Below are 16,869 nucleotides of genomic sequence, written 5' to 3'. Positions count from 1 at the left end.
AGAGCCTTTTTAAGTTTTTTATGAAAATGAATCTTGGAAATGAAAATCAATATTTCAATTTACTAATGCAAATATGGGAAAGCGTTTTATTTTTATGATATAATAGAATCACTAATTGGAAAAGAGGCTGAATGATGGGGAAAATCATCGAGTTCATTTTTACGAGAGTCTATGTTGCTATGCTGGTAACAGGGATTTTTTGGGTCTTGACGATCTGTGGGGGCATTCTTCTAGGAGTAGGACCGGCCAGTACCACTATCATGAGCCTCTATGCAGAAAATGGCATGAAGTACAAAGACTATCATTGGTCACGCGCTTGGGAACTCTTCAAAGAAAATCTTGTTCTAGCCAATCAAGTCTTTTACACCTTCTTTGCCATTGAAGGAGTCCTCTTCTATGGCATGTACCTCATGATCCAGATTCCTCACTTAAATTTCTTCCAAATTTTGGTTCTCCTGTTTAATCTGGTTTTCCTCTTGGTTGCGCCTCTAGCTTACGCCGTTTATTTGAAATTGCAAGTGCATTTTGCTCTCTCTTATACCAACAGTATCAAACTCAGTTTGATCGGAATGTTGCTGGACATTCGTCCGGTTCTGAAGCTCATCCTTGGAACCGCGCTACTTGGCGTCATTAGCTACTATATGCCAGCCCTTCTCTTTTTTGTCTTGATCGGCGTCTGGCATTTCTTTGTCAATGATATCTTTGACCCTGTTTATCAAAACATCCACGAAAAATTGGTATCCTAACGATGAAAAAAATCTGGTTAAGTACGCTTTTAAAATTCTACGCCTATGTCATGGTGGTCATTTTGACCATTATGGGTCTCGTCGTAGCGGGGATCTCTTGGAAAAACCAGCAAGCTGAAGCCGACCGGATCGCCCAACGGGTCTTGACTGAAGTCGTGACGGATCTTGAGACCTCTTATCAGCGGGTCACACAAGAAGGGCGTAGCCTCGTTGAAAACCCTGCAAAGTTAGAAGGGGTTTACCGCTATTTTACCATGTCTCCTTCAGAGTATGAGACCTGGCGGTTGAATGCCCAATTCCCTTCTTATATCCAATTGTCCCTACATAAGAATATTGACAGTCTCTATTTGAGCAATAAAAACATCGAGGGTATCGATGTCACCTTGTCGGATTACAAGACAGTATTTGTCTCTACCCGGCAATCGAAGGGGGGTAAGCAAGTTTCAGCGGACCGTTACAAGGCTCCTGCGACAGCCATTCCGGTTCCTTTGACAGATCCGACTACGGGTGCTGGAGTTGGGATTGCTTATATGACTCTGGACCAGGAAATTTTGACGGCAGCGATTGACAATGCTAGAGGAGATCTACCGGTTGCTGTGCGGATCTTCACGCCCTTTGGGAAAGAGATGTACCATGAAGGGGATAAGGGACAATCAAAAGATGTTAAATGGCAAACCCGTAGCACGATCTATGGCTACAAGGTGGATGTAGCTGTTTCTAAAAGTTATCTGGTCAAAAAGGGTCTAGCTAACCTGACCACTTTTCTCTCCATTGCTTTCCTAATTTTCTTGATCCTTTACTTGTTGTTACGGCAGATTTTCAAAAATTACCGGCGTCAAGTCCTCGATTTGGTCGATACCATGAATCAGATCAGTCAAGGCGATAGTGAACGACGGATTGATACCTCGACTAAGGACCAAGAACTGCTGGTTATTGGTAATATGATCAATACCATGTTAGACAATATGGACAAGAACATTCGGGATATCTACCAGTTGCAGCTCAGCCAAAAAGATGCTAATATGCGGGCGCTACAAGCCCAGATCAATCCCCACTTCATGTACAATACACTGGAATTTATCCGGATGTATGCCGTGATGCAAGAGCAGGATGAATTGGGTGATATTATCTATGAGTTTAGTAGTCTCTTGCGCAATAATATCTCAGACGAGCGAGTGACGACAGTTGAAAATGAGCTCGAATTTTGTCGCAAATACAGCTACCTCTGCATGGTGCGTTATCCAAAATCGATTGCCTATGGCTTTAAGATCGATCCAGGTTTGGAAAAGATGAAGATTCCAAAATTTACCATCCAGCCTTTGGTTGAGAACTATTTTGCCCATGGAGTGGATCACAAACGCAAGGACAATGTGATCAGTGTCAAGGTCTTGCAAGGAGAAGGGCAGGTCATCATCTTGACCACTGATAATGGGCGCGGGATGAAAGAAGAACAGCTAGAAAGCATTCAAGAGATGCTAGCCAATCGCAATCCACGCTCAGAAATCGAAGAAAAGAGTGGTCGGCAGTCCATCGGAATTGTCAATGTCCATGAACGCCTGCTGCTCTATTTTGGAGATCGCTACCATATCCAAGTCTTCTCCCAACCTAACCATGGAGTGACTTATACGATAACCATTCAAGATGAATAAAGGAGACAGAATGTACAAAGTCTTATTAGTAGACGATGAGTATATGATTACAGAAGGGTTAAAAAAATTAATCCCCTTTGACCACTGGAATATGGAAGTGGTCGCAACTGCAGAAGATGCAGACCAGGCCCTTGATTATGTGCGAGAGTATCCGGTAGATGTGGTGATCACGGATGTCAATATGCCTGGGAAAACTGGACTTCAGATGATTGCTGAGATGAAGGATTTGATCCCAGATGCTGCCTTTATCATTATGTCAGGCTATCAGGATTTTGAATACGTCAAGACAGCTCTCAATTTGCGCGTGGCAGACTACCTGCTCAAACCTGTCAATAAGGTGGAGATGGGCAATATCCTAGAAAAAATTCAGCATAAAATCCAGCAACCAAGCCAAGAGTTGGCCGACCGTTTGATTCACGATGATATCTCTGAGGAAGAGTTTTGTCGCTATATCGCAGGTCGGAACTCATTGTGGATTGGAGTCGCTAAGGAGAAAAAAGGCTTTATCAGCTCGTCTTATCAAGTTCTTGGGCAAAATCTTCAACTCTTTATCTCGGATCAGGAAGAAGAAGCCATGATTGAGAAGGCCTTTGAACCTCCGTATAAGGAGCACTTTCATCAATTTAAGGATCTAGTGGAGCGGAGCCTCTTTTATGGGGCGACCCCTCTCAATCAAGATGAAGAAGTCTTCCATTACTACGAGCCGGCCTATCGGGTGATCATGCAAGGAAATATCCAACAGATCTTAGAAGAACTGGACTGGTTAGAAAAAATGATCCTTGAGAAGACCCCTAAGGTCTCACTGACCAAGCAGCTCTTTATCCAATTTTTGATGGATGTCTTTCATTTGTTTGAATACCTGCAAGGTGATAATTTAGCTGATGTAGTCAAGAAAGTCCAAGAAACTGCCACTTTTAGCGAGATGATTGGCTTTATCCAGGAAGAGTTGTCCCGTTTCTTATCCCACTATCGGATGAATGAAAATGTAGCGAGTGTCCTCCAAGTGATTAGCCGTGATTACCAAAAAGAGCTGTCGCTCAAGGACATCAGTCAGGCTCTCTTTATTAATCCAGTCTATTTAGGCCAATTGATTAAACGAGAAACCAATGCAACGTTCGCAGAACTCCTCAACAAACAGCGGATTAAGGCTGCCCAGCAGCTCCTCTTATCGACCAATGACAGCATTGAAGATATCTGCTATAAAGTTGGTTACAGTAATGTAGGCTATTTCTACAAGGTTTTCCGTAAACTCTGTGGGAAATCGCCTAAAACCTATCGCTTACAAGTCATGACAGAGCATGCAGAAGATGAGTAAAAGGCTGAGACGATTTGTCTCAGCCTTTTGATTGAAGATAAAGTCTTCTTAGTAACTTTCCTTAAGTGAGTACGTGACAGAAGGTCAGAGGCCCTGAAGCTAAGTTTTGAGTATTTTTTAATTTGACAAATATAAGTAGACAGTGTATACTTTATAAAAAGTAGACGGCGTATACTTTGATAAGGAAAGGTGGTCAAATGAAACGGAATACGGAAGAACTGAAAGAAAAGTTAATTTTGGTCGGCATTGAAGAAATCAGAACTAACGGGATTGACCGGATGTCTATGCGTACAATAGCTCAAAAATGTGGGGTGACTCATGGAGCTCCCTATAAGCATTTTGGAAGTAAAGATAGATATATTCAAGTGGTTATGGAACACTTATCAATGTTCTTTTTGAAAAATATGATACAAGGGATTGATACTTCCATAGATGCAAGAACTCAACTAACTCTGATGGGCTGTAACTTTGTAAGGTTTGCCCAAGAGGAAACCTATCTATTTGAAGCATTATTTATCAAATTTCCATATAACTATATGGAGTTATCCCATGAAACTATTTCAGTCAACTCCTCTTTACCAGGATTTGAACATTTTAAGTCGGTAGCGTTAAGAGTTAAAGATGAGGAAAATCTTTCTAGTAGTGACGCAGAAATTTTGATCCATTTTTGGAGTTTTATTGCGGGTTTGGCTCTATTGGTAAGGAGTCCCGTTGGAGAAAGCTTTAAAGAAAATGATGTTCAAAAGACCGTCAGAACGATGCTTGATATTTATATAAAAGGAGATAGCTGATGAATGTTTTAATAATCTATTCACATCCGAATGAAACAAGTTATAATGCATCAATCCTTCAAACTGTGCAAAAGCATTTAGCACCAGAGCATAGGGTTAAAATAGTAGACTTATATAAAGAAAACTTTGATCCGGTTTTACGTTTTGATGAAAGGCATAAAAGGAGAGATTTACAGCATAATGAAGACATGAAACCGTATAGAGATTTATTGAGTTGGGCGGATCAGTTGATTTTTATTTTCCCTACTTGGTGGAGTGGAATGCCAGCTATTTTAAAAGGTTTTATTGATCGTGTTTTTGTTGCAGGTTTTGCTTATCAGAATGGACCTCGAGGTCCGGTGGGACAACTAGATGGAAAAGCGTGGATCATTACGACGCATAATACGCCAAAAGTTTTTCTTCCTTTTTCTCAAGACTACGCAAAGGTTCTAAAATCCCAAATCTTGAAACCCTGTGGTATTAAACCGGTTAAAGTGACACAAGTTACACGAGTGGAATATATGAGTGATCGTCAACGGAAAGAAGAACTCGAAAAAATCGCACAAATAGCAAAAAGGATTTAAAAAGTGCTTTACAAGTCATGACAGAGCATGCAGAAGATGAGTAAAAAGGCTGAGACAAATCGTCTCAGCCTTTTTACTTTAAGTCCTTTGTATCTTGATTTTCCCAACCAGCAGCTCAGCTTCAATGGTGATTTCTGTGAGTTGGGTCCAATCGATTTTTTCTTGGTCAACGTGAAATAGAAGGGGGGTCATGGCGAGGAGCGCCTGGCGTTCTTCTGGAGTTAAACTCTTGGTGAGGCTGACTGTTTCGGATGAGAGGATCTGACAGTGGTCTTCAAAGTGCTCCAAAATTTCCTGGTTGGAGTAGGATTGCTTGGTCAATTGATCTTGGGCCAACTGACGAATTTCTTTCAGATGAGAAGAGGTTGGGACAACCTTAATGATGACCCCTTCAGCCTTTAAGACACGCTCAAATTCAGCGTAATTAGCCGGGGAGAAGATGTCCAAAATGACCTCTATACTCTTGGATTGAATGGGTAAATGAGCCAAGTCTCCTACAAACCAATTGACCTTCCAGCTAGCGTCACTCTTGGCAGCTAGTTGCACAGATTCCTTGGAAAGATCAAAGGCATAGAAAGTAGCCTTGGGATAGGCTTCTTGTAGTTTCCGGGAGTAATAGCCTTCTCCACAACCGATATCTAGAATTCTGGCATCACTGGTCGGAATTTTTTGTCCGATCGCTGTTAGAATCGGCTCATAAAAACCTGCTTCCAAGATTAGCTGGCGATTCTGGAAATTTTCTTTGTCATAGTCCTTCGATTGTTTGATCTGAGGAGCCAGGTTGACATAGCCAAATTTCGCCAAATCAAAAGAATGGCCCTTGGGACATTTAAAACTGGTCTCCACAAGTTCTAGGTCCAATTGACAGATGGGACAGGCAAAAGCAGTGGCTGTTTGAAATCGTTGTAATTTTGGTTTGATCGGTGTATTCATATTAGTAGTGTAACAAAAGAGCCTCTAGATAGCAACCGATGTTTTAATGGGACTAAGTCACACTTTTTTAACGAATCTACGCGGTATTGAATGGAACTTGAGTCTCTTTATTTAATTTCCTCATTTTAATCTCTTCTATCTCGCCACTCATCTCTTCATTTTGACCACTTATACCCAAAAGCCGTTTTTTAAATGGCTTTTTTTGTTAGACTGGTTCTATCAAAAGGAGAGAGAACATGATATTACAAGCTAAAAACATCAGTAAACGATATGGAAATCATTTAGCCGTAAACAATATTCATTTACAGTTTGAAAAGGGAACCTTTAATGCGATTCTAGGACCAAATGGGGCGGGGAAATCAACGACGATTTCCATGTTGATTGGTTTGAAACAACCAACGCAAGGTAAAATCATCTATGAACCAGGTACTAAAATTGGTGTGGTCTTTCAGACTAGTGTCTTAGATGAGATGCTGACGGTTAGGGAAAATCTGACCATTCGTGCCAGACAGTACAAAGGCCTAAAACCAAATCGTGTGTCTGATCTTATTGATCGTCTAGGCCTATCAGCTTTCCAAAAGCAGAAATATGGGACGCTTTCAGGCGGCCAAAAGCGTCGGGTTGACATTGCGCGTGCTCTGCTCTCACAACCAGATATTCTATTCTTAGACGAACCAACGACAGGTTTGGATATCCAAACTCGAAAATCTATTTGGGATTTGCTCTATCAATTGCAGAGAGAAGAGGGAATGACCGTTGTATTGACCACGCATTATCTTGACGAAGCAGATGAAGCTGATCAAATTTATATTGTAGATCATGGGAAAGTGATTGCTCAAGGATCGGCACTAGATATTAAGAGCCAGTATGCTACTAATATCTTAAAGATTCGTTTCAAGGAGAGACAGCAGATAGAAAGTCTCAAATCTTCGGGAATGTCAGTAGAGCAACAAGGTCAATTGGAGTATGTTCTTCAACCCGATAGTGAAAGGGAAGCCATTGATTACCTGGCGCAAGTTAGAGATAAAATAGCCCATTTTGAGTTTCGCCCAGGGACCATGGATGATGCCTTTATTGCACTTACAGGAAGGGAGGTTCGCTAATGCTAGCCTTACTAAAGCGAAATTTTTTATTGTACTTCAGGAATCGTTCAGGAGTTTTCTTCTCCCTGTTGGGAGCCTTGATTTCCTTTGTCCTTTATATTATTTTTCTTCAAAAAAATCTAACAGATGCTTGGGCTCAGCTCCCCAATAGTGGTCCTGTGTTAAATAATTGGTTAATGAGTGGGACGCTGGCTGTGACAGGGATTACGACAAGTCTGGCTGCCCTGACTCAGTTAGTAAAGGACCGTGAACATCAGGTAGATCAGGATCTTTATTTATCGGATCAAGGAAAGTGGCGGTTAGCATTTTCGTATCTAACGAGTGCAATCATCATTTCTTTTTCCATGCAGATCCTTATGTATGTGCTGATGTGTGGCTATTTTAGAGAAGTTCCAACCTTATCTCTATTACCTGAAGTGCTCCTCATTATGCTACTTAGTAGCCTACTTTCTAGCTTAGTGAATGCCATTTTTGTTTATTTTTTCCAATCAGTAGACAGTCTTGGGAAGTTTTCGACCATAGTGGGTACAGCTTCTGGTTTTTTGGTAGGGACTTATGTACCTTTGGGCGTTCTACCTAATTTTGCTCAACTACTAATGAAATGTACCCCAGCAACTTATATTGCTGCACTTTATCGACAAGTCCTCATGAAAGAAGCATTAAGTGAGACCTTTAAAGGTCAAGATAATCTTCTTCAAGAGTTTCAAGAAAAAATGGGTGTTCAGCTCAAATGGCAAACTTTATTGACAAAGGAACAAACATACCTTATAGTGTTAGGAGGTATTCTTCTAGCTTTGGGGATTTGGATTTCCTTGGCAAAAAGATCGAGTAAAAGAAAGTAAGTGAGAATTGGAGTAGGAATGAAGATTCGTTTTGAGGAAAAACAAGATATCCCAGAAAACGACCCCTGTGTGGTCATTCAAGCCAAGCAATTATCTGATCAAGCACGAGAGGTGATGGAGTATCTCGAACAATTTTCGACAGTGAATCAAGTAGTGATCCCTATCAAAACAGATGATCATTTGATCATGGTGAAAATTGATGACATTATTCTAGCCGAGATTGATAAGAATCAGCTCACCATTTATACGACAGACAAAACGTTCACCATCAGAGATACTTTGATAAATTTTCAACATCGGATTAATCGTCGTAATTTTTTACAGATATCACGCCACGCGGTGATGAATATCGACCATTTAGAATCGCTATCGGATAGTTTTTCAGGCAATATGATGGCTAAACTGACACGTGGAGTAAAATCAAGTGTCAGTCGGAAATATGTCAAATCCTTGATGGATTATTTAGGGGTATAGGAGAAAGTGATGAAACGAGTTATAGCTTATTTTGTATCTGGTATGAGGACAGGATCCTTCTTTTATTTGTGTTTGGTGTTATTATCCCATGTCTATACCAACATCGTCTATCCTGCTGTAAATGTCCGCAATATCCTGGCGATCTTTTTGATGAGTGGGACAATGGGGGTCTTGACATTCATTCTTGAGGAAGAAGAGTTTTTGACCTATAGTTTGCGTGTGGCTTTGCATTTAGTTGTGACAGCTGCCATCTTAGCATTAACCTACTTGTTTTTTGGCTGGGGGACAGCCTTGCGGAGCCCGATTCCTTGGTTGATCTTTCTAGCCATTTACGGCCTGATCTGGCTGTACCAGATTTGGCAACTCCATAAAAAAACTCAACGAATCAACCAAGCTTTGTTGCATCGCAGAAAAGGGAAATAGTCTCAGAAAAAGTGTATAAGAAAACCACGAAGTTCATACGAAACTTCGTGGTTTTACTTTCTTAATAAGTCAAAACAAAGTATTTTTTCTTACCGCGACGGATAACGGTCAATTCATTTTCTAATTTATCGCTATCGCTCAAGACATAGTCAAGGTCTTGGATGCGTTCGCCATTGACGTAGATCGCTCCATTTTGAACATCTTCGCGGGCTTGGCGTTTAGAATTCACTACACCAGCTGTGACCAAGAGCTCAACAATGTTGAGGTTGTCTTCTGCTTGGACCTGGTAGTTTGGCACACCACGAAGGCCTTGTTTGAGTTCTTTGACAGAAAGGTTTTTGATGTTTCCTGCAAAGAGTTGTTCCGTGATGTTGAGAGCTTCCTTGTAAGCTTCTTCACCGTGAACGAGGGTGACCACTTCACGCGCCAAGATCTTTTGAGCCAAGCGTTCATGAGGAGCAGCCTCAAACTGTTTGCGGATCTCTTCGATTTCATCGAGTGACAAGAAAGTGAAGATCTTCAAGAAGCGCACAGCGTCGGCGTCCATCACATTCATCCAGAATTGGTACATTTCGTAAGGAGATGTTTTGTCTGCATTGAGCCAGACGGCATTGCCTTCTGATTTACCGAATTTCTTACCAGTTGCATCTGTGATCAAAGGCACAGTCATAACATGACCAGTTTTATCTGCCTTACGACGCATCAACTCAGTACCAGCTGTCATGTTTCCCCATTGGTCAGATCCACCGATTTGAAGGGTGACATTGTGTTCTTGGTTGAGGACGTAGAAGTCATAGCCTTGCATGATTTGGTAGGCAAACTCCGTGTAAGAAATTCCTGTCTCAATCCGTTTTTTAACAGATTCTTTACTCATCATAGCATTGACCGTAAAGTATTTTCCGACATCACGAAGGAAGTCAATAAAGCTAATGCTTCCGAACCAATCGTAGTTGTTGACCATTTCGGCTTTGTTGTCACCATTTTCAAAATCGAGGAAACGAGACAATTGCCCTTGAATGGAGCGAACCCATTCTTGAACAGTTTCTTTTGTTTGGAGACTACGCTCAGCATCTTTGAAGGACGGATCTCCAATGAGACCAGTCGCACCGCCAACGAGCGCGTAAGGTTTGTGGCCTGCTAGTTGAAGGCGACGGCTCGTTAAGATGGCAACCAAGTGACCAAGGTGAAGGCTGTCAGCAGTTGGATCATAACCAGTATAATAAGAAACCTGACCTTCTTCCAGTGCTTTGCGCAAGGCTTCTTCATCCGTCGTTTGAAATACCAAACCACGCTCTTTTAGCTCATCAAAAATGTGCATGTGTCTTTTCTCCTTTATAAGTTTATTCATTTCTCTATTCTACCATAAACCACGGAAATGGCAATGCTTTCCATCATTTTCTTGCGCTTCTCTAGGAAGAATGAGTGACGATTTCTACGCTCTTGTGATTGAAAACAAAGGGGCTAATCTGCTATAATATAGGGAACAAGGAGAAAGAATCAGTGAATCAATTAAAAGAGAAGCTGCAAGAGTTTTGGAAGAAAGTCCAAAAATTCTTTGCAAAGATGTATACAGAAACTCCGAATAAGGAAAAAAATGAAGAAAGTAGCTGGTCTGTCGGCGATATTTTTGCGACCTTTTTGAGGACGCTCAAACTCTTGTGGGATGTGATGATCGCCTTATTTGTGTGCCTCTTTTTATTTGGCGCAGGGATCGGGATTGGTTATGCAGCAAGCCTCTTTAGCAATGTCAAGGTTCCAAAGACAGAAGAACTGGTCCAGCAGGTTCGCAATGTCAGCAGTGTTTCAAAACTGACCTATTCCGATAAGAGCCTGATTGCAGAAGTGGACAGTGATTTGATCCGCACGCCGGTAGCTGGAGATGCCATTTCTGACAATGTCAAAAAGGCTGTGATCGCTACTGAGGATGAGAACTTTGAAAGCCACAAGGGGGTTGTGCCCAAAGCTGTTCTTCGGGCGACGCTTGGATCTGTAGCCGGTGTCGGTTCCTCTAGTGGAGGATCGACCTTAACCCAGCAGTTGATCAAACAGCAAGTCGTAGGAGATGCTCCCACCTTTACTCGTAAGGCGACAGAGATTGTCGACGCCCTAGCTTTAGAGAGGGGAATGGATAAAAACGAAATCCTAACCACCTACTTAAACGTCTCGCCTTTTGGACGAAACAATCGGGGGCAAAATATTGCAGGTGTAGAAGCCGCAGCTCAAGGGATCTTTGGCGTCTCTGCGAAAGACTTGTCTGTTCCACAAGCAGCCTTTATCGCTGGCTTGCCTCAGAGTCCGATTGTCTACTCCCCTTATGCTGCAGACGGTAGCCTAAAGAGCAAGGAGAACCTCGAATTAGGTTTGGCGCGTGCCAAAGATGTCTTGTTCAATATGTACCGGACGGGAGCCTTATCGAAAAAAGACTACGAAACCTATGCTCAGTACGACTTGACCAAAGACTTCATTGCTCCAGATGGCATCGAGAAAACACCGCATGACTACCTCTACTTCCAAGCAATGGAAGAAGCAAAAGAGGCCATGTATGATTACTTGATCAAGCGAGACAATGTAACCAAGCAAGACCTGAAAAATAATGAAACCGTCAAGGCTTATCAAGAATTAGCTGAGAGTGAGTTGCGCGAAGGTGGTTACACGATCCAAACCACTATTAACAAACCGGTTCACAATGCGATGCAGGCTGCAGTCGCGAATTTTGGAAGCGTCTTGGATGATGGAACGGGTCTTGTAGAAGTTGGGAATGTCCTCATGGACAACCGAACGGGTGCCGTTTTAGGATTTATCGGTGGACGGAATTTTGACGGCAATCAAAACAACCATGCTTTTGATACAGAGCGTTCCCCAGGGTCTACAATCAAACCACTGTTGGCCTATGGGATTGCCATCGACCAAGGCTTGATGGGAAGCAATAGCATCCTTTCTAACTACCCGACTAATTTCTCAAGTGGGGAGCCAATCATGCACGTGGATAGCCGAGGGACAGCGATGATGGATCTCCGTGAGGCCCTCAACACCTCATGGAATATTCCAGCTTACTGGACTTACCGGACCCTTCGTGAAAAGGGTGTGGATGTCCCATCCTACATGAAGAAAATGGGCTATGATATCCCTGAATATGGCATTGAGAGTCTGCCGATGGGGGGAGGAATTGAGGTCACTGTTGCCCAACATACCAATGGTTTCCAAACCATTGCTAACAATGGGAACTACCTCAAACGCTACATGGTAGAGCAAATCATTGATCGAGATGGGGATGTAGTCTACAAGCACGAGGCAGATCCTGTTCGTGTATACTCCCCAGCAACGGCAACGATTATGCAGGATCTCTTGCGCGGGGTTATTACGTCTGGTGCAACAACGACCTTTAAGTCACGGATTAGCCAAGTCAACCCAACGCTGGCAGGTGCAGACTGGATTGGAAAAACCGGTACCACTAACTCAAATGGGGATATGTGGCTGATGTTGTCCACCCCTAATGTTTCTTTAGGAGGTTGGATCGGTCATGACAACAATGCTTCTATGCAGACCTTGACTGGATACAACAACAATGCCCAATATATGGCGCAGTTGGCGAATGCGATCTACCAAGCAGATCCAAGTCTCTTCGGAATTCAGGATAAATTCACTCTCGATAAGAGTGTGATCCGCTCTGAAGTGCTCAAATCGACTGGTGAAAGACCGGGCCGCGTCAATGTCAATGGTAGGGATATCGATGTGAGCGGTCAAATGGTGACGAGCCTTTGGGCCAAAAACGGAGCGCCAACCACTCAATACCGCTTTGCCATCGGGGGATCGGATAGCGATTATCAAAGTGCTTGGGCAGCGATTTTCGGTAATTCCAGTGGAAATCAGTCGAATAATAAGAACAATTCGACAACCAATAGTTCATCCAGCAATAGTTCAAATCGAAACAGCTCAAATCGTGGCAATCGACACTAGTCTGATCCAGTAGAAAACCTGGAGAAAGCCTTGATTTTTGGAGCAAAAAACGGTATAATAGTGATAACTAATTTGTCGTGTGCTTTATTTGAAATATTGTCCAAATAAGAGCTTACAGCAGTTAAATCTTACTTGAATAAGTCGATTTAGCTGCTCTTTTTGTGCCTATTTTTCAGAAAAATCCTAGTTTGTTACACAAATTTAATTTTTCTAAAAATTACAAAAAGCGACGAATGAGGTGAAGAGATAGCTCTTCACGTGATGCAAATCACACAATTGTAGTTAAAACCGGATAGGTGGTGAAAGTCATTTTACCAAGCTATCCTAGTATGGAAAAAGGAGCTAAAAACTTTGGCAGGACATGACGTTCAATACGGGAAACATCGGACCCGTCGTAGTTTTTCAAGAATCAAAGAGGTTCTTGATTTACCAAACTTGATTGAAATCCAGACAGACTCATTCAAAGATTTCTTGGATCATGGCTTGAAGGAAGTATTTGAAGATGTGCTTCCCATCTCAAACTTCACGGATACAATGGAATTGGAATTTGTGGGTTATGAAATCCGCGAACCTAAGTATTCGCTTGAAGAAGCGCGCATCCACGATGCCAGCTACTCAGCACCAATCTTTGTGACCTTCCGTTTGGTCAACAAAGAAACAGGTGAAATCAAGACCCAAGAAGTTTTCTTTGGTGATTTCCCAATCATGACGGAGATGGGAACTTTCATCATCAATGGTGGAGAACGGATTATCGTATCTCAGTTGGTCCGCTCACCAGGTGTCTACTTCAATGATAAGGTGGACAAGAATGGTAAGGTAGGTTATGGATCAACTGTTATCCCTAACCGTGGGGCTTGGTTAGAGCTTGAAACTGACTCAAAAGACATTGCTTACACGCGCATCGACCGCACACGTAAGATTCCATTTACAACTCTTGTGCGTGCTCTTGGATTCTCTGGAGATGATGAAATCATCGATATCTTTGGGGACAGCGAATTGGTTCGCAATACCATTGAAAAAGATATCCACAAAAATCCAATGGATTCACGGACAGATGAAGCCCTCAAAGAAATCTACGAGCGTCTTCGTCCAGGTGAACCAAAAACAGCGGAAAGCTCACGTAGCTTGTTGGTAGCCCGTTTCTTTGATCCACGTCGTTATGACTTGGCACCAGTTGGTCGCTACAAGATCAACAAGAAACTCAATATCAAGAACCGCTTGTTGAACCAAACAATCGCAGAACCATTGGTAGATGCTGAAACAGGGGAAATCCTTGTAGAAGCTGGTACTGTCATGACGCGCGATGTGATCGACAGCATCTCAGAACAATTGGATAACGGTTTGAACAAAATCACCTACATTCCAAATGATGCTGCTGTTTTGACAGAACCAGTAGAATTGCAAAAATTCAAAGTTGTCGCTCCAACAGATCCAGACCGCGTTGTTACCATCATTGGAAATGCCAACCCATCTGACAAAGTACGCATCGTAACTCCAGCTGATATCTTGGCAGAAATGAGCTATTTCTTGAACCTTGCAGAAGGCCTTGGCCGCGTGGATGATATCGACCACCTTGGAAACCGTCGGATTCGTGCCGTTGGTGAATTGCTTGCCAACCAAGTGCGTCTTGGACTTTCACGGATGGAACGAAACGTTCGCGAACGGATGTCTGTACAAGATAACGACGTCTTGACACCACAACAAATCATCAACATCCGCCCAGTAACTGCAGCAATTAAAGAATTCTTTGGATCTTCACAGTTGTCACAGTTCATGGACCAACACAACCCACTTTCTGAGTTGTCTCACAAACGTCGTTTGTCTGCCTTAGGGCCTGGTGGTTTGACACGTGACCGTGCCGGATATGAAGTGCGTGACGTGCACTATACCCACTATGGTCGTATGTGTCCAATCGAAACACCTGAAGGACCAAACATCGGTTTGATCAACAACTTGTCATCTTACGGACACTTGAACAAATATGGCTTCATCCAAACGCCATACCGTAAAGTGGACCGGGAAAAAGGTGTAGTCACCAACGAAATCGTTTGGTTGACAGCCGATGAAGAAGATGAGTACATCGTCGCTCAGGCTAACTCTAAGTTGAACGAAAAAGGTGGCTTTGCTGAGCCAATCGTTATGGGACGTCACCGTGGTAACAACCAAGAATTCCCATCTGATCAAGTCGACTACATGGACGTATCTCCAAAACAAGTAGTTGCCGTTGCGACAGCATGTATTCCTTTCTTGGAAAACGATGACTCCAACCGTGCCCTCATGGGTGCCAACATGCAACGTCAGGCTGTGCCATTGATCGATCCAAAAGCCCCTTATGTGGGTACTGGTATGGAATACCAAGCAGCCCATGACTCAGGAGCTGCAGTCATTGCTCAACACGATGGTAAAGTTACTTATGCGGATGCGGACAAGGTAGAAGTTCGTCGGGAAGATGGATCTCTTGATGTCTATCACGTCCAAAAATTCCGTCGTTCAAACTCAGGTACTGCTTACAACCAACGTACCCTTGTAAAAGTTGGCGATGTCGTTGAAAAAGGCGACTTTATCGCTGACGGTCCATCGATGGAAAAAGGGGAAATGGCCCTTGGTCAAAACCCAATCGTCGCTTACATGACTTGGGAAGGGTATAACTTCGAGGATGCCGTTATCATGAGCGAACGCTTGGTGAAAGAAGATGTCTACACATCTGTTCACTTGGAAGAATTCGAATCAGAAACACGCGATACCAAGTTAGGCCCTGAAGAAATTACCCGTGAAATTCCAAACGTTGGGGAAGATGCTCTTCGTGACTTGGATGAAACAGGTATTATCCGTATTGGTGCGGAAGTAAAAGAAGGCGATATCCTTGTCGGTAAGGTAACGCCGAAGGGTGAAAAAGACCTTTCTGCTGAAGAACGTCTCCTTCACGCGATCTTTGGAGATAAATCTCGTGAAGTGCGGGATACTTCTCTTCGTGTCCCTCACGGTGGAGATGGAGTCGTTCGCGATGTTAAGATCTTTACGCGTGCAAACGGAGATGAATTACAATCTGGTGTCAACATGTTGGTTCGTGTTTACATCGCACAAAAACGTAAGATCCGCGTCGGAGATAAGATGGCCGGTCGTCACGGAAACAAAGGGGTTGTGTCTCGTATTGTTCCAGTTGAAGATATGCCTTACCTTCCAGACGGTACACCGGTTGATATCATGTTGAACCCTCTTGGGGTGCCATCACGTATGAATATTGGTCAGGTTATGGAACTTCACCTTGGTATGGCCGCTCGTAACTTGGGTATCCACATCGCAACACCAGTCTTTGACGGAGCAAGCTCAGAAGATCTCTGGGATACTGTGAAAGAAGCTGGTATGGATAGCGATGCCAAGACGATTCTTTACGATGGACGTACAGGTGAGCCGTTTGACAACCGTGTTTCTGTCGGTGTCATGTACATGATCAAGCTTCACCACATGGTTGATGATAAACTCCATGCCCGTTCAGTTGGACCATACTCAATGGTTACCCAACAACCACTCGGAGGGAAAGCTCAGTTTGGTGGACAACGTTTCGGGGAAATGGAAGTGTGGGCCCTTGAGGCTTATGGTGCATCAAATGTCCTTCAAGAAATTTTGACCTACAAGTCAGATGATGTCAACGGACGTTTGAAAGCTTATGAAGCGATTACCAAAGGTAAACCAATTCCAAAACCAGGTGTACCAGAATCCTTCCGCGTTCTTGTCAAAGAATTGCAATCTCTTGGACTTGACATGCGTGTCTTGGACGAAGATGATCAAGAAGTGGAACTTCGTGACCTCGATGAAGGGGAAGACGATGATGTGATTCATGTGGATGACCTTGAAAAAGCACGTGAAAAAGCAGCTAAGGAAGCAAAAGCAGCCTTTGATGCTGAAGAATCAGAAAAATAATCAGTAAAAATGATTGTCTTGTGAGAAACCAATGCTTCTGACAGGATGATTCGATAACAAGATACAGACACAAGGCGGTGGCAAGAAAGTTTCCTTTCTTCCCCCACCTAAGGCTGTATCCAAATGAAACAAGTATGAAAACAAGGAAAGGT

At 43.0% G+C, this 16,869-nt stretch carries 13 protein-coding genes; 11 read left to right on the top strand and 2 right to left on the bottom strand.

The window, feature by feature from the left end; translation table 11 throughout:
* Positions 1-134 precede the first annotated feature (134 nt).
* From H7T92_RS03460 to H7T92_RS03440, 5 genes are all read left to right on the top strand, one after another.
* Entirely contained in the window at positions 135-746 is a 612-nt protein-coding gene (locus tag H7T92_RS03460; RefSeq protein ID WP_201037100.1) for a YesL family protein, read from the top strand.
* A 2-nt stretch (positions 747-748) separates the two neighbouring features.
* Complete coding sequence (locus tag H7T92_RS03455) at positions 749-2,395, top strand: sensor histidine kinase (RefSeq protein ID WP_201037074.1); 1,647 nt, start codon at positions 749-751, stop codon at positions 2,393-2,395.
* A 10-nt stretch (positions 2,396-2,405) separates the two neighbouring features.
* The gene (locus H7T92_RS03450) at positions 2,406-3,710 is read left to right on the top strand and encodes a response regulator transcription factor (RefSeq protein ID WP_201037072.1); all 1,305 of its coding nucleotides are present in this window, start codon (positions 2,406-2,408) and stop codon (positions 3,708-3,710) included.
* Positions 3,711-3,907: 197 nt separating this feature from the next.
* Positions 3,908-4,501, top strand: a complete 594-nt coding sequence (locus H7T92_RS03445) for a TetR/AcrR family transcriptional regulator (protein WP_201037071.1) — start codon at positions 3,908-3,910, stop codon at positions 4,499-4,501.
* Positions 4,501-5,064, top strand: a complete 564-nt coding sequence (locus H7T92_RS03440) for an NAD(P)H-dependent oxidoreductase (protein WP_201037069.1) — start codon at positions 4,501-4,503, stop codon at positions 5,062-5,064. Before H7T92_RS03445 ends, H7T92_RS03440 begins: the two co-directional genes overlap by 1 nt.
* A 78-nt stretch (positions 5,065-5,142) precedes the next feature.
* Here the strand turns inward: H7T92_RS03440 and H7T92_RS03435 are convergent, their stop codons facing one another.
* Positions 5,143-5,997: a putative RNA methyltransferase gene (locus tag H7T92_RS03435; RefSeq protein WP_201037068.1), complete on the bottom strand. Its 855-nt coding sequence runs from the start codon at positions 5,995-5,997 to the stop codon at positions 5,143-5,145.
* A gap of 236 nt (positions 5,998-6,233) precedes the next feature.
* Here H7T92_RS03435 and H7T92_RS03430 point away from each other — a divergent pair, with 236 nt between their 5' ends.
* Genes H7T92_RS03430 through H7T92_RS03415 form a run of 4 tightly spaced genes read left to right on the top strand, consistent with a single transcriptional unit; the run spans position 6,234 to position 8,839 of the window.
* Positions 6,234-7,100: an ABC transporter ATP-binding protein gene (locus H7T92_RS03430; RefSeq protein ID WP_201037066.1), complete on the top strand. Its 867-nt coding sequence runs from the start codon at positions 6,234-6,236 to the stop codon at positions 7,098-7,100.
* A complete protein-coding gene (locus H7T92_RS03425; RefSeq protein ID WP_201037064.1) occupies positions 7,100-7,942 on the top strand; it encodes an ABC transporter permease in 843 nt (280 codons plus the stop codon). The genes H7T92_RS03430 and H7T92_RS03425 overlap by 1 nt, the downstream gene beginning before the upstream one ends.
* A gap of 18 nt (positions 7,943-7,960) precedes the next feature.
* Complete coding sequence (locus tag H7T92_RS03420; protein ID WP_049513831.1) at positions 7,961-8,416, top strand: LytTR family DNA-binding domain-containing protein; 456 nt, start codon at positions 7,961-7,963, stop codon at positions 8,414-8,416.
* 9 nt (positions 8,417-8,425) lie between these two features.
* Positions 8,426-8,839, top strand: coding sequence for a DUF3021 domain-containing protein (locus H7T92_RS03415; RefSeq protein ID WP_049513833.1), 414 nt, complete (start codon positions 8,426-8,428; stop codon positions 8,837-8,839).
* Positions 8,840-8,900: 61 nt separating this feature from the next.
* On the opposite strand, the gene tyrS is transcribed toward H7T92_RS03415, so the two are convergent.
* Positions 8,901-10,157 carry a tyrosine--tRNA ligase gene (gene tyrS, locus H7T92_RS03410; RefSeq protein ID WP_003004779.1) on the bottom strand — a complete coding sequence of 419 codons (1,257 nt, stop codon included), beginning with the start codon at positions 10,155-10,157 and terminating at the stop codon, positions 8,901-8,903.
* A 182-nt stretch (positions 10,158-10,339) separates the two neighbouring features.
* Here tyrS and pbp1b point away from each other — a divergent pair, with 182 nt between their 5' ends.
* Complete coding sequence (pbp1b, locus tag H7T92_RS03405) at positions 10,340-12,796, top strand: penicillin-binding protein PBP1B (RefSeq protein ID WP_201037062.1); 2,457 nt, start codon at positions 10,340-10,342, stop codon at positions 12,794-12,796.
* Positions 12,797-13,147: 351 nt separating this feature from the next.
* On the top strand, positions 13,148-16,717 hold the full coding sequence (rpoB, locus tag H7T92_RS03400) for a DNA-directed RNA polymerase subunit beta (RefSeq protein ID WP_201037061.1): 3,570 nt from the start codon (positions 13,148-13,150) through the stop codon (positions 16,715-16,717).
* Positions 16,718-16,869: the final 152 nt, after the last annotated feature.

Source organism: Streptococcus parasanguinis (assembly GCF_016648855.1).
In the GTDB taxonomy this organism is placed as follows: domain Bacteria; phylum Bacillota; class Bacilli; order Lactobacillales; family Streptococcaceae; genus Streptococcus; species Streptococcus parasanguinis_L.
This window is presented reverse-complemented; position numbering and strand designations above follow the sequence as displayed.

Coding starts and splice junctions, on each gene's coding strand:
- H7T92_RS03460 (WP_201037100.1), top strand. CDS start 135: ATGGGGAAAATCATCGAGTTCATTTTTACGAGAGTCTATGTTGCTATG.
- H7T92_RS03455 (WP_201037074.1), top strand. CDS start 749: ATGAAAAAAATCTGGTTAAGTACGCTTTTAAAATTCTACGCCTATGTC.
- H7T92_RS03450 (WP_201037072.1), top strand. CDS start 2,406: ATGTACAAAGTCTTATTAGTAGACGATGAGTATATGATTACAGAAGGG.
- H7T92_RS03445 (WP_201037071.1), top strand. CDS start 3,908: ATGAAACGGAATACGGAAGAACTGAAAGAAAAGTTAATTTTGGTCGGC.
- H7T92_RS03440 (WP_201037069.1), top strand. CDS start 4,501: ATGAATGTTTTAATAATCTATTCACATCCGAATGAAACAAGTTATAAT.
- H7T92_RS03435 (WP_201037068.1), bottom strand. CDS start 5,997: ATGAATACACCGATCAAACCAAAATTACAACGATTTCAAACAGCCACT.
- H7T92_RS03430 (WP_201037066.1), top strand. CDS start 6,234: ATGATATTACAAGCTAAAAACATCAGTAAACGATATGGAAATCATTTA.
- H7T92_RS03425 (WP_201037064.1), top strand. CDS start 7,100: ATGCTAGCCTTACTAAAGCGAAATTTTTTATTGTACTTCAGGAATCGT.
- H7T92_RS03420 (WP_049513831.1), top strand. CDS start 7,961: ATGAAGATTCGTTTTGAGGAAAAACAAGATATCCCAGAAAACGACCCC.
- H7T92_RS03415 (WP_049513833.1), top strand. CDS start 8,426: ATGAAACGAGTTATAGCTTATTTTGTATCTGGTATGAGGACAGGATCC.
- tyrS (WP_003004779.1), bottom strand. CDS start 10,157: ATGCACATTTTTGATGAGCTAAAAGAGCGTGGTTTGGTATTTCAAACG.